This window comes from Amycolatopsis sp. NBC_01480, assembly GCF_036227205.1.
Taxonomy (GTDB): Bacteria; Actinomycetota; Actinomycetes; order Mycobacteriales; family Pseudonocardiaceae; genus Amycolatopsis.
In genome coordinates this window covers 8,712,523-8,725,054 of record NZ_CP109442.1, presented here as the reverse complement: position 1 = coordinate 8,725,054, position 12,532 = coordinate 8,712,523, and the positions used below count along the sequence as shown (strand labels likewise).

General features: G+C 68.7%; 10 protein-coding genes. 5 read left to right on the top strand and 5 right to left on the bottom strand.

Going from position 1 to position 12,532, the window contains the following annotated elements:
* The first annotated feature begins 164 nt into the window (after window positions 1-164).
* The gene (locus OG371_RS40910) at window positions 165-1,256 is read left to right on the top strand and encodes an integrase core domain-containing protein (protein WP_329062035.1); all 1,092 of its coding nucleotides are present in this window, start codon (window positions 165-167) and stop codon (window positions 1,254-1,256) included.
* A gap of 132 nt (window positions 1,257-1,388) precedes the next feature.
* Here the strand turns inward: OG371_RS40910 and OG371_RS40905 are convergent, their stop codons facing one another.
* The 4 genes from OG371_RS40905 to OG371_RS40890 form a co-directional block, all read right to left on the bottom strand.
* The gene (locus OG371_RS40905; protein WP_329062033.1) at window positions 1,389-2,564 is read right to left on the bottom strand and encodes a cytochrome P450; all 1,176 of its coding nucleotides are present in this window, start codon (window positions 2,562-2,564) and stop codon (window positions 1,389-1,391) included.
* A 35-nt stretch (window positions 2,565-2,599) separates the two neighbouring features.
* Window positions 2,600-3,655, bottom strand: coding sequence for a DegT/DnrJ/EryC1/StrS family aminotransferase (locus tag OG371_RS40900; RefSeq protein WP_329062031.1), 1,056 nt, complete (start codon window positions 3,653-3,655; stop codon window positions 2,600-2,602).
* Between the two features lie 46 nt (window positions 3,656-3,701).
* A complete protein-coding gene (locus OG371_RS40895; protein WP_329062029.1) occupies window positions 3,702-5,078 on the bottom strand; it encodes a glycosyltransferase in 1,377 nt (458 codons plus the stop codon).
* A gap of 409 nt (window positions 5,079-5,487) precedes the next feature.
* Window positions 5,488-5,739, bottom strand: a complete 252-nt coding sequence (locus tag OG371_RS40890; RefSeq protein ID WP_442876037.1) for a hypothetical protein — start codon at window positions 5,737-5,739, stop codon at window positions 5,488-5,490.
* A gap of 438 nt (window positions 5,740-6,177) precedes the next feature.
* On the opposite strand from OG371_RS40890, the gene OG371_RS40885 reads away from it, so the two are divergent.
* The 4 genes from OG371_RS40885 (at window position 6,178) to OG371_RS40870 (ending at window position 10,735) form a co-directional block, all read left to right on the top strand.
* Window positions 6,178-7,236: a DUF222 domain-containing protein gene (locus OG371_RS40885; protein WP_442876036.1), complete on the top strand. Its 1,059-nt coding sequence runs from the start codon at window positions 6,178-6,180 to the stop codon at window positions 7,234-7,236.
* A 359-nt stretch (window positions 7,237-7,595) separates the two neighbouring features.
* The gene (locus OG371_RS40880; RefSeq protein ID WP_329062027.1) at window positions 7,596-7,859 is read left to right on the top strand and encodes a hypothetical protein; all 264 of its coding nucleotides are present in this window, start codon (window positions 7,596-7,598) and stop codon (window positions 7,857-7,859) included.
* Between the two features lie 540 nt (window positions 7,860-8,399).
* The gene (locus OG371_RS40875) at window positions 8,400-9,806 is read left to right on the top strand and encodes a class I adenylate-forming enzyme family protein (RefSeq protein ID WP_329062025.1); all 1,407 of its coding nucleotides are present in this window, start codon (window positions 8,400-8,402) and stop codon (window positions 9,804-9,806) included.
* Window positions 9,803-10,735, top strand: a complete 933-nt coding sequence (locus OG371_RS40870) for an ACP S-malonyltransferase (RefSeq protein WP_329062023.1) — start codon at window positions 9,803-9,805, stop codon at window positions 10,733-10,735. Before OG371_RS40875 ends, OG371_RS40870 begins: the two co-directional genes overlap by 4 nt.
* Before the next feature lie 17 nt (window positions 10,736-10,752).
* On the opposite strand, the gene OG371_RS40865 is transcribed toward OG371_RS40870, so the two are convergent.
* Window positions 10,753-12,408 (bottom strand): flavin monoamine oxidase family protein, encoded by a 1,656-nt coding sequence (locus tag OG371_RS40865; protein ID WP_329062021.1) that lies wholly within the window; start codon window positions 12,406-12,408, stop codon window positions 10,753-10,755.
* Window positions 12,409-12,532: the final 124 nt, after the last annotated feature.

The window sequence follows — 12,532 nt, the reverse complement described above, 5'->3', positions numbered from 1 at the left end:
GTGGACAGTTGATGTTTCAGGACATCGTGGACACTGACCGGCCTGTCGGCGTGGTGACCAGGGCGTGTGTGGTGATCATGCGGCGATGGGCAGAGCAGGGTTTTCGATGGATCCTGAGTTCGTTGCCGCGGTCGCGCAGGTCGCGGCGGGCGAGAAGGTCAACATTGCGCGGTTCTGCCGCGAGCACGGCGTGTCCCGGGGTGTTCCACAAGTACCTGGCCCGGTTCCGGGCCGAGGGCGCGGACGGGTTCACCCGCCGCAGCACCGCCCCGCACCACCATCCGAGGGCTCTGGGCGCCGGGGTGGCCGAGGCGGTGCTGCGAGCGCGCAAAGAACTAGCCGGTGAGGGCCTGGACAACGGGCCGATCTCCATCCGCTGGCGGCTCGAGGACACCGGGGTCACCCCGCTGCCGTCGCAGTCCGCGGTCTACCGAATCCTGTGCGAGCACGGCCAGATCGTCCCGGAACCCCGCAAGAAGCCCCGGACCCGGCGCCGGTTCGAATACGCCGACCCCAACGGCTGCTGGCAGATCGACGGCATGGAGCACTACCTCGCCGATGGCACCAAGGTCTGCATCATCCAGATCCTCGACGACCACTCCCGCCTCGACGTCGGCTCCTACGCCGCGGCCAGCGAGAACGGCGCCGACACCTGGACCGCGCTGCAACACGCCTTCGCCGGCTACGGCCTGCCCGTGAAAGTGCTGTCCGACAACGGACTGGCCTTCTCCGGCAAACACCGCGGGAGGACGGCCGAGCTGGAACGCCACCTCGCCGAACGAGGCGTGGCCGCCATCGCCTCCTCGGTCTATCACCCGCAGACCTGCGGGAAAAACGAACGCTCCCACCAAACCCTGCAAAAATGGCTCCGCGCCCGGCCCACGCCCACCACGGTGCCCGAGATGCAACAACTTCTCGACGAGTACCGGACGATCTACAACCACCGCCGCCACCAAAGCCTGGACGGCGAAACCCCGCAGCAACGCTACGACGCCACCCCCAAAACCGCCCCCAGCACCGCCGCCCACCGGCCCAGCGGCGTCACCACCCGCCCCGTCTCCACCACCGGCGTGATCGCCTTCTCCGGCTGCTCCATCGTCCTGGGCCGCGCCCGGGCCGGCCACACCGCGACCGTTTACTGGCAAGGCGACCGCGTCACCGTCATGATCAACAACACCGTCGCCCGCCACCTCACCCTCGACCGATCAGTACGCTACCAACCACTGACCAGCCACAAACCGTCCACGAAGTCCTGAAACACATCTGTTCACGAAGTCCTGAAACATGACACCCGGTTCTAACCGTCCTAGCCACTCACGAGCTTTTGCCGGAAAGCAGCCGACCCCGGGCCGAAAGCGGCCCGGGGTCGGTTTCCTAGCGGGAGGTTCTCACCACTTGACCGGCAAAGCGTGCAGCCCGAACAGAATCCCGTCGTACTTGAACGGCAGCTCTTCAACCGGAGCAGCGATCTCCAGCGTCGGAATCCGCTCGAACAGCGTCCGGTACACGATCTCCATCTCGGCCCGGACCAGGTTCTGCCCCAGGCACTGGTGCACCCCGTACCCGAACGCCACGTGGTGCCGAGCGGCCCGCGCGGGATCGAACTGCGCCGGGCCCGCGAACGCACCACTGTCGTGGTTCGCGGCGGCTACCAGGGGGATGATGCCCTCGCCGGCCTTGATCAGCTGACCGCCGATTTCCACATCTTCGACCGCGACGCGCAGGGCGACCAGGTCGGCGACGGAGTGCAGGCGCAGGAGTTCCTCGACGACCCGCTCGTCGCCGATCCACCCGGGGTTGGCCAGCAGGGTGATCACGCCGAGGGAGATGTTGTTGGCCGTGGTCTCGTGGCCGGCGATCAGCAGCAGCATCGCCACCCCGGACAGCTCCTGCGGGGTCATGGTGCCCGCGGCCAGCAGGCGGCTCAGCAGATCGTCCGCCGGGCGTTGCTGCTTGATGGTGATCAGCCGCGTGATGTAGCGCAGGATGTGCTTCCCGGCGGCTTCGCGCTCGTCGTCGGTCGAGGCGAAGCTGACCAGCACGCGGGTCTTGGCCTCGAAGAACTCGTGGTCGGCGTAGGGCACGCCGAGCAGCGCGGTGATCACCAGCGACGGCACCGGGAGCGCGAAGTCGGCCACCAGGTCGGCGGTGTTCCCGGCCGCGAGCATGGCGTCGATCCGCCCGTCGACCACGCGCTGGATCTCGGGCCGCAGCTCCTTGATCTTGCGGACGGTGAACTCCGGGATGAGCGTCTTGCGGAACCGGCCGTGCTCGGGCGGGTCCATCCCGACGAACCAGCCCGGCACCTGGTCCGGCGCGGGCACCCCGCCGGTCCGCCCGAACGCCGGGAAGCCGGAGTGCGTCGGGTTGGAGCTGATCCGGCGGTCGGTGAGCACGGTCCGGACGTCCTCGTGCCGGGCCACCAGCCAGACCTTCGCGTCGGCGCCCAGTGAGGTCCGGACCAGCCCCGGCCGCGCGCGGATGTCCGCGTACTCGGGCGGCGGGAAGGGGACACCCGCCCGGCGGCCCGGAAAGTCGACGGTGTGCGGCTCGGCGATCGTCATCCCGTATCCCTGGTTCGTCGGAGGCACCGGCTGGCTCAGGCCGCGTAGAACTCGCGGACCTTCCCGGTGATGAACGTCTGGTCGGCCTCGGTGAGCCCGGTGTAGGTCGGTAGGTAGAGCCCGTCCTCGCTGAACGTGCTGGCGTGCAGCGCCGGCCAGCCGGGGTCGAGGTACCCGGGCTGCCTGCTCATCGGCTTGAAGAACAGCCGGGTCTCGATCCCCGCCGCGGCCAGGAATTCGCGCAGCTCGTCACGGCGCTCGGCGCGCAGGTCGTACATCCACAGCACGTCGCGCGCCGGCATGAGCGTGATCCCGTTGATCCCGGCGAGCCCGTCGTCGTAGCGCTTCTCGATGTCCGTGCGCAGGGCGAGGATCTCGTCGAGCTGCTCGGTCTGCGCCAGCGCGACGGCGGCCTGCATGCTCGTCATGCGGAAGTTGTAACCGAGCTTCTTGTGCAGGAAGGTGTGCCCGGAGTCGAACGCCATCCCGCGCAGGTGGGCCAGCTGCCCGGCCAGGCGCGCGTCCTCGGTGAGGCAGATCCCGCCCTCGCCGGAGGTGATGATCTTGTTGCCGAACAACGAGAAACACGCGATGTCGCCGACCGGCCGGACGCCGTGCGCCTCGGCCGAATCCTCGAGCACGCGCAGGTTGTACTCGTACGCCAGCTTCATGATCGCGTCCATGTCGCAGCGCCGCCCGTAGATGTGCACGGGCATGATGACCTTGGTCCGCGGCGTGATCTTCGCTTCGATCAGCGAGACGTCGATGTTGAGGTCGTCCCCGCAGTCCACGAAGACCGGGGTGGCGCCGGTGTACGTCACCGCCCACGCCGAGGCGATCATGGTGAACTCCGGCACGATCACCTCGTCGCCGGGGCCGATGCCGAGCGCGCGCAACGCCAGGGTGAGCGCCGTGGTGCCCGAGGAACAGGCCACCCCGTGCGCGATGCCGTTGTAGTCCGCGAACGCCTGCTCGAACCGCTTCACGAACGGGCCCTGCGAGGAGAGCCAGCCATCGCCGACGGTCTGGGTCACGTATTCCAGCTCGCGCCCTTCGAGCCAGGGCTGGGAAACCGGGTAGTGGATCGCCATCGTCTCCTCGTTCTTCCGGGGTTCTGCGAGGGTTCTTGCAGCGGGGTCAGTGCAGGGAAGGGGAGGCGAGCACGACGTCGGCAGCGGCTTCCCGTCCGCCCGCTTCCCTTTGCTGTACGGCGAAGTGCGAGGCCCGCTCGCGGAAGGAGTCCTCGCCGATCACGCGGGTAAGCTTGTCGACCACGTCGTCGGGATCGATCGTCTCGGGCCGGTCGAGGGTGAGGCTGATGCCGAAGTCCTCGCCCCGCACCGCCTGGTCGTGGCAGTCGACCCAGAGCGGGCGCACCACCAGCGGCTTGCCGAAGTAAAGTCCTTCGTGGTAGCCGTTTCCGCCGGCGTGGGTGAAGAACACCTTGACGCTGGGATGCGCGAGCACGTCGAGCTGGGACGGCACCCAGGTCTCCACCCGCAGGTTGCCGGGCAGCTCGGCCGGCAGGAACTCCTGCTGGTCGGCCGGCAGCTTCCAGAGGAACTGGTGTTCGCCCTCGAGCCGGCGCGCGACCTCGACCAGCGATTCGACCTGCTCCCGGGTCAGCCGGGTGATCGTGCCGAATCCCATGTAGACGACGGAATCCTGGGCGTCGAGCCAGCCGGCGACGCTGCGGTCGTCCGGGGCCTGGGGGAGCGGGGGCACCATAGCGCCCACGAGCCGCATCTTCTCCGGCACCGGGAAGGGATAGTCCAGCCCGACGACCGAGTACGCGAGAATGCTTTCGGCGGCGTCGATCCGGGCCATCTGCCCGCGGGCCTCGGGGGCGATCCCGAGCTCCGCGCGGATCGGGCCGTCCTGCGAGACGATCTTGGCCAGCTTGGGGCCGAGGAACAAGGCCAGCGTGCGCAGTTTGAACAGCCGGTTCTCGATGCGCTCCGCCAGGCTCATCTTGTACGGCAGCCCCGAATGCGGCACCGGGAAGCTCGGCGGCGTGTAGCTCTTCGAGAACGGGGTGTGCGAGGTCAGCACGTTGCTGGGCATGAACGGGACGCTCAGGATGAACGGGATCTTCCGGGTGATCGCCAGCTCGACCGCGAACAGGCTGAGGCTCTCGATGACCATCAGCGCGGGCTGGATCTTGTCCACCGCGGTTTCCAGCGCGCGGTACTTGCCCACGCGCAGCTTCGGGTCCACGGTGTGCCGCAGGACCGCGGCGTGGGCCTTGAACCGCGAAGCCTGGGTCACCGCCCGGTAGGTTTCGTCGTCCCAGGTCACCGCGGACATCTCGGGCACCACCTCGCCGAGCGAGGCGAACTCCACCGGAGTCCCGTGGCCGATGCCTTCGATTTCCCCGCGGCGGGGCTCGTCGGTGGCGAACCAGAGGTCCTCCACCCCGCGGCCGGACAGCTCCGCGGCGAGGATCAGCAGCGGGTTGAGCAGCCCGCTTTCGGGAGAGCTGACGAACAGGATCGGCCGGCGGGTCGAGTCCATGGGCACACCTTTCCGCGCTGCGCGGGTGGCATCGGAGTCCGAGACCCTGCCTTTGTCTCACGGCGCAGCCCGGCAAATCACTAGTGTCGCGTGGTTCCGCCTCCTTGCCTGGCCACGGTGCGCTGCCTCAGGCCTGGCCCGGAGCGTCACCACCGCCAGCGGAGGCACTCCGGACCGAGCCCCGATTCGACGCGCTGAACGCCGCATTGAGCTTTTCTCGGTAGCGTCTGCGGTGTTCGTGGCGGGTGAGGGTGAGTGCTGCTTGGATGATTGTGCCGGTTTTTTGGGGCAGAGGGTTACTCGTTGTAGGGCGTGCCAGCGGATTTTGAGCGTGGTCGCGGCGGCCCGGTCGGAGTGGATCAACGTCCCGTCCAGGACCAGATGGATGTCCCGGCCGTGTGACGCTCGGTCAGCACCTGCTGCAGGTTGAGGCATGGGCGTCGTGGGCGGTGATGGCTTCGTGCAGGTACCGGTAGGCGGTGGCGATGCTGATGTGGTGGTCGGTGGCGAGCCGGTGCACCGGGGTCGCGTCGCGGAACCAGCGCAGTACCAGCACTGCCTGCCGGTACGGGGTCAACGCGTGCCGGCCGCGGCGGGTGCCCCGGCGGCGGCGTTCGGCACGGAGCACCTCGGCGACGAACAGGGCCAACTCGCGTGTCACATCAAGCGTGGCACCATAGGAAATCACGTGGGGCCTCTGGACTCTAGGATTCGATCTTCGCAAATCCAGTCCTACCAGCGGCCCCACGCCTCAACCCACACCACCCAGCCCACCCAGCCCTACTGAGAAAACCTCATTGAGGTTTCCTCGGTAGCGTCTGCGATGTTCGTGGTGGGTGAAGGTGAGTGCCGCTTGTCAACCGAATTCCGGACGGATCTGATAGTTGATGTGGCACTGTTTGCTTACACGATGTGGTGACGTTTTTGATGGGTGGTGCCGGTAAAATTAAAGGGTGAGTTGTTATGGGGATTCTTCTTCAAGCGGCGCAGCCGATGTTTTGGCTCGGATTCATGAACGGGCCGTCCGGGTGGCGCAACTGGAAGCCGAGCAAGTCGCCGATGTCGCATTGTTCGCCGCGACAGGGGGTCTGCCCGGTCGGTGGCGGCCGAGCTGGCGTTGGAATTGTCGGTGACCGAACGCCGTGCTGGGGCTGATGTCGCCTTGGCGCAGGCGCTGACGACCCGGTTGCCGGAGACGTTCGCGGCGTTCCGGCGTGGGGAGATCGACGCTTTCAAAGCGCGGATGGTATTCGAGCCGACTATTGCCCTGTCCGACGAGATGGCCCGTCAGGTCGACGCGATTGTTTCGGCCCGGTTGGCGGGGAAGAATCCGTCGTCGTTGCGGGCGGCGGTGAATCGAGTGGTGCAGAAGGTCGATGCCGAAGGATATGAGCGAAGATCCCGGGCGCGGCGGCGCGATCGTAACGTCTGCCTGATTCATCAAGACGAGACGATGTCCACATTGCTGTGTGATCTGCCGGTGGAACAAGCGTCGGCGATCTACACCTCCCTTGACCAGGAGGCGCGGAGGCTGCGTCGCGGCGGCGAGGACCGGACGCTGGACCAGTTGCGTGCGGATGTCCTGGTCGACCGGTTGCTGAACCGGGCACGGGGTGGCAGCGGCATCACACCCGTCATCTACGTCTACCTCGATCTCTTGACCCTGGCCGGGTTGAACGAAGACCCCGCCGAGCTGGCAGGCACCGGCACCATCCCCGCCTGGCTCGGGCGGGAACTGGCGGCCGAGCCAGGCTCGGTATGGCGCCGCATCATCACCGAACCCGACACCGGACAGGTCCTGAGCGTCGGCCGGACCCGCTACCGGCCACCAGCCGCGCTCGCCGACCTGGTCCAGGCGCGCGATCGGGAGTGCGCTCATCCCGGATGTCACCGCCCGTCGCAGTACAGCGACATCGACCACACCCGCGACTTCGCGACAGGCGGCCACACCGCCGAAGAGAACCTTGGCCCGCGCTGTAGGCGACATCACCGCCTCAAAGACGAACCAGGCTGGACCTGCACCTCGATGTCCGGCGGTGAAGGCACGATCACCACACCGACGGGCCGGGTGTATGCGACGAAACCACCACCGCTGCACGAAAGCCGGATGACAGGGTCCGCGGGTGACGCCAGGGCCGGCCACGAGGCAGCCGCCTAATGGGAGCTGTCGGGTCAGTCGTGCTGGCAGACTCGGTGCCTGTAGCCGCTGGTGAGTGAGCACTCTCGCCGCCTGGACCTTCGAGTCCTAGGGTCAGATCGTGCCCTCACCGGTGGTCAGGGGTCTTGATCGCTGATGGGATGTCGTGCCTGCTGAGTGATGGCGTGAGCACTTGTCCATTAGGTCGCTGACCGGCTCCTGCGGGCTGCTGCAACCGTTGTTGGATATGGAGGTTCGGGTGCTGTTCGTCGGGGATGACTGGGCTGAGGATCACCACGATGTGGAGGTCCAGGATCAGGACGGGACAGTCCTCAAGCGGGTGCGGCTGCCCGAGGGGATGACCGGGATGTCCCGGTTCCATGAACTGGTTGGCCGGTTCCCGGTTCGTCCACAATGACCGGCTCGTTGACGCCCTCCACCTCCAAGCAAGCTGCGCGAGCCTCCACGACCCGGCCGTCCGCGCCTACTACGACCAGCTCAAATCCCGCGACGTCAGCCACAACGCCGCACTCCGCCAGGTCGGCAACCGGCTCGTCGGCATCCTGCACGGCTGCCTCAAAACCACCAGCCACTACGACCAAGCAACCGCATGGTCACACCGTAACCACAACCTCGCCGCTTGACATTCGACGTCCAGGGACGTCTGACCCCCGGTCCATAGCGAGGGACCCCGAGACTGGGTCCGCGCCGCGTGATTCCGCAGTGTGCTCGTTGGCGCAGGGCGCGGCACCGGGCCAGGGCCTGATCGGCGAGGGCTGTGGTGGCTTCGCGCAGGTGACGGCAGGCCGTGGCGACGCTGATGCGGTGGTCGAGCGCGCGCCGGTGCGCGGGGCGGCGTCGCGGAACCGGCACGGCACCGCCATCGCCTGCCTGAATGGGCCTAGGGCGCGGCAGCCTCGCCGGTGTCGTTCCGCGCGCGGAACGACACCGGCGAACAGGGTCAGCTTGCGTGTCACGTCGAGCGTGGCACACCCACCCCCGAGTCCCACTGCGAAAAAGCCTCATCAGGGCGTAAACCCGCCAGGGCCACGGGGCCAGTGCCGGCTGATCCCCCGTGCCGGGGCCGCGGTTTCTGGGGGTTTCCTTGGTGGTGACCGCGAACACTGGGCACCGGGCACCCCGGAGTGCCGTTGTCTCTCGAAGTCGAAGGAAGAGGTTCGGCCATGGCGAAGATCTGCGGCGCCGACAGTGTCCGCACTCTCGAGGAGTGGGAAGCCGACGCGGTCCGGATGGCAGGCGAGCTGCGGGACCGCGGCGTGCGCCGGTCCGACCGGGTCCTGCTCAAGGCGGAGAACTCACCGGGCTACCTGACCGCGCTGCTGGCGCTGATGCACCTCGGCGCCTCCATCGTGCTGATCGACTACCAGGAGCGGCCCGAGGCCACCGCCCGGCTGATCGCCCAGGCCCGCGTCAAGGTCTGCATCAGCGGCGACACCACGGTGCTGCCCGAGCTGGACATCCTGGCCTTCACCATCTACGAGCTGCAGCTGTACTCCGCGGGCCGGAGCGCGACCGCCGCCGAGCTGGACGTGCAGCCCTGGTGCGACCTGCCCGACGGCCTGCTCATGTTCTCCTCCGGCTCGACCGGCACGCCGAAGGCGATCGTCAAGTCCGGCGGCTCGTTCCTGGCGAACCTGCGCCGCAACCTCAACCAGGTCGGGCACGTGGAGTCCGACGTGCTGGTGCCGCTGCTGCCGTTCTCCCACCAGTACGGGCTGTCCATGGTGCTGATCGCCTGGCTCACCCGGTGCTCGCTGGTGGTGGCCCCGTACCGGCGGCTCGACCACGCGCTGCAGATGGCCGGGCTGTGCGGGGGGACGGTGTTCGACGCCACCCCGGCGACCTACCGCAGCATGCTCAACATCGCCCGTCGCCGGCCCGTGCTGATGCGGGTGCTCGCCGAGGCGCGGATGCTCTGCGCCGGCGCCGCGCCGCTGGACCCGGGCCTGGTGGACCGGTACGCCGAGGAGGTCGGGCACCACCTGCTCGACAGTTACGGCAGCACCGAGCTGGGCAACGTTTCCTTTGCCACGCTGGACAACCCGGTCGCCTGCGGCCGTGCGGTCGAGGGCGTGCGGCTGGCCGTGGTGGACGACGACGGCGTCGAGCTGCCCGCCGGCCAGGTCGGCGAGGTCATGGTGCTCACCCCGGACGTCATGGCCGGTTACCTCGGCGAGGACGGCGAGATCGAGCCGATCGCCCGCGGCTGGTACCCGAGCGGCGACTTCGGCCGCCTGACCGAGGACGGCAGCCTCGTCATCCTCGGCCGCAAGCGCGCGGTCCACCGCATGGGCTACACCCTCTACCCCGAGATGATCGAACGGCGGATGGCGGAGTCCGGCTGCGTGGCCAAGATCATCGCCATCCCGTGCGAACGGCGGGGCAGCGAGCTGATCGCTTTCGTCGAGGACGACGAGGACCGCGGGCAGGACCACTGGCGCGCCGTGGCCAGGGCGGCGCTGGCCGACTACGAGGTGCCCGACCGGATGGTCGTCATCGACAGCTTCCCCCTGAACGGCAACGGAAAGCCGGACAGCAAGCGGCTCCAGGAGCTGGCGGTCTCGGCGTGAGCGAACCGCGCGGCGCGGTCGCCGTGGCCTTCCCCGGGATGGGTTCCTCGACGTTCGCCGAGGTCGGCCGGTTCATGGTGCTGGACCGCTACGCGCGCCGGCGGACGGCGCTGGCCGACGAGGTGCTCGGCCGTTCGCTGCTCGAGGGTTTCCGTGCCGCCGAAGGGGTTTACGACGTCAACGCCCAGGTGGCGTTCCTGGTGAACTCACTCGCGCTGGCCGACCGGGCCGAGCAGGAACTGGGGCTGCGTCCCGATTTCTGCGTCGGCGCGAGCGTCGGCCAGCGCGCGGCGGCGGCGTACGTCGGCGCGCTGGACTTCGCCGACGCCGTCCGGCTCACCGTCGACCTCGTCCGCTGTGAGGACGAGTACTTCGCCGGTGAGCCGGACGACCTGGTGACGCACTGCTTCGTCCGGGTGCCCGGCCCGGAGTTCCTGGCGCTGGTCGAAGAGCGGGCCGCCCGCGGGGACTGGATCGAGATCTCCGGGCACCTCGACGAGGGCGCCTACCTGGTCTCCCTGCGGGCGGCGCTGCTGGACGAGCTCATCGCGGCGGTCCGCGCGCTCGGCGGCTATTCCATGCAGACCATGCGGCCGCCGGTGCACGCGCAGCGGTTCGCCCCGCTGCGCGTCCAGGCGGCCGAGGTGTTCGCCCGCTACCCGCTCGCCGAGCCGAGCCTGCCGGTCATCGCCGACCAGGACGGCCGCCGGATCGGCTCGGCCGCCGAGCTGCAGACCATGCTGCTGGACACCTTCGATCGGCCGATCCACTGGCCGGCCGTGGTCGGGGCGCTGAAGGACGAGGGCGTCTCGACCCTGTACGTGACGGGTCCCGACCTGCTGTTCCACCGGCTCGACGTGACGGCCGGGAACTTCGACGTCATCCCCGTGACGCCGAAGACGGCAGCAAAACCCGTTCCCGTGCAGTGATTGTTCCGGGACCGCCCTCAGAACGGCAGGTCCACCGGCGCGAGTTCGTCGAAGCGGTCCCCGGGGCCGGGGTTCCCCGGGGCCGTCGCGCCGCCGAGGTGGTCCAGCACTCCCCAGACGGCGTTCAGCGCGGTCGTCACGGCGCCCTCGGCGAACCCCGCGGTCCACGAAACGTCGTCGCCGCACAGGAAGAAGCCGCGTCGCTCGTCCGGCTCCTCGCGCTGCATGAACTGGGTGAACAGCCGCCGCTGATAGCGGTAGTGGCCGGGCAGGCTGGCGCGGAACGCCCCCATGAAGTGCGGCTCGCGCTCCCAGGTGATGGTGATCGGGTCGCCGATCACGTGCGAGGCGATGTCGACGTCCGGGTAGATCGCCTTGAGCTGGCGCAGGACGACGGCCAGGCGCTGGTCGTCGTCGAGGGTGAGCATCTTCGAGGAGTCGTCGTTCCAGCTGTAGGACAGGCACATCACGCCCGGCCGGTCGGGGCCGTCGTCGAACAGGTAGACCCCGCGCGGGCTGCGGTCGGTCAGGGTCATGCCCATCACGTCGCGGCCGGTGCGCGGGTCGGTGTCGCGCCAGAACGGCCGGTCGGTGAGGACGAACAGCTTGGAGGAGTTCATGTAGTGGGTGCGCTCGACGGCGGTCCACTGCGGAACGCTGAGCAGCTCCGGCGCGCAGTCGATCTGGCCGAGCAGGGTCCACACGTGCGGGGTGAACACCGCGGCGGCGAAGTCCTGCCGCGTACCCGAGCTGTCTTCGACGGTGATGGCGTCGCCGGCGCGGCTCAGCCGCGTCACCGACGGGCGAGGACGGCCGGAGTTGAGCGAGGACAAGGAGGTCCCGGCAGGCCAGTGCGCCATCTCCTCGGGCACGCGGGTCCACAGCCCGGCCGGGACCTGACGGGCGCCGCCGACGATGCTGACCTGGTCGTCGTCGGCGTGGGTGTAGATCACCCGCAGGATCTCCAGGATCGAGTTGGGGAAGTCGGTGTCCCAGCCGCCGGTGCCGAAGCCGACCTGCCCGAAGATCTCCCGCGTGCGGAAGGACTCGAAGGCCGAGGACGCGGCCAGGAAGCCGTAGAACGACTGATCGTCCATTTCGGTCACCAGGCGGTTCCAGATGGACTTGATCGCGCGGACGTCGCGGCGCCGGATGGCGTCCTCCATCGAGGACAGTTCCGCGCGGTCCTGCAGCGCCTTGTCCCAGGCGTCGGCGACGGTCTGGTAGTCGGTGGGCAGCTCGTCGGCGGTCCGGACGCGGTGGACGACGCCGCCGAGGTCGATCACCGTGCTCGGCGTGCAGGCCGAGAGGGGATTGGGGAACGGGCGGGTGGCCAGGCCGAGCAGCCCGATGTAGTGGAACAGCGTGCTGGCCGAGGGCGGGAACCGCATCGCGCCCAGCTCCGCCAGTGACTCCGGGTGGTCCGCGAAGGCGATCGAACGCATGCGCCCGCCGAGTTCGCCGGCCTCATAGAGCACCGGCCGCAGGCCCAGTCTCATCAGCTCGTACGCGGCGACGAGGCCGGAGATCCCGCCGCCCACCACGGCGACCGGGGTGCCTAGGCGGTGCTCCGGCAGCCGGCCCAGACCGGCCGGGTGGCTCAGCCAGTCGTCGTAGGCGAAGGGGAAGTCCGGGCCGAACATGGTCATGGGGTGCTGGCTGGCCAAGGTCATGGCGGGTGCCCCTCCGAAGAGAACGCGGCCGGCATGGCTCGGGCCGGTCTCTTGCACCGGCGTTCCATGCCGCGCCCCTGGTGTCGCCGAAGCGTCCCCCAGCCGATCGCGGGAAAACACCAGT

Coding starts and splice junctions, on each gene's coding strand:
- OG371_RS40880 (WP_329062027.1), top strand. CDS start 7,596: ATGAACTGGTTGGCCGGTTCCCGGTTCGTCCACAATGACCGGCTCGTT.
- OG371_RS40900 (WP_329062031.1), bottom strand. CDS start 3,655: ATGGCGATCCACTACCCGGTTTCCCAGCCCTGGCTCGAAGGGCGCGAG.
- OG371_RS40895 (WP_329062029.1), bottom strand. CDS start 5,078: ATGGACTCGACCCGCCGGCCGATCCTGTTCGTCAGCTCTCCCGAAAGC.
- OG371_RS40905 (WP_329062033.1), bottom strand. CDS start 2,564: ATGACGATCGCCGAGCCGCACACCGTCGACTTTCCGGGCCGCCGGGCG.
- OG371_RS40875 (WP_329062025.1), top strand. CDS start 8,400: ATGGCGAAGATCTGCGGCGCCGACAGTGTCCGCACTCTCGAGGAGTGG.
- OG371_RS40865 (WP_329062021.1), bottom strand. CDS start 12,408: ATGACCTTGGCCAGCCAGCACCCCATGACCATGTTCGGCCCGGACTTC.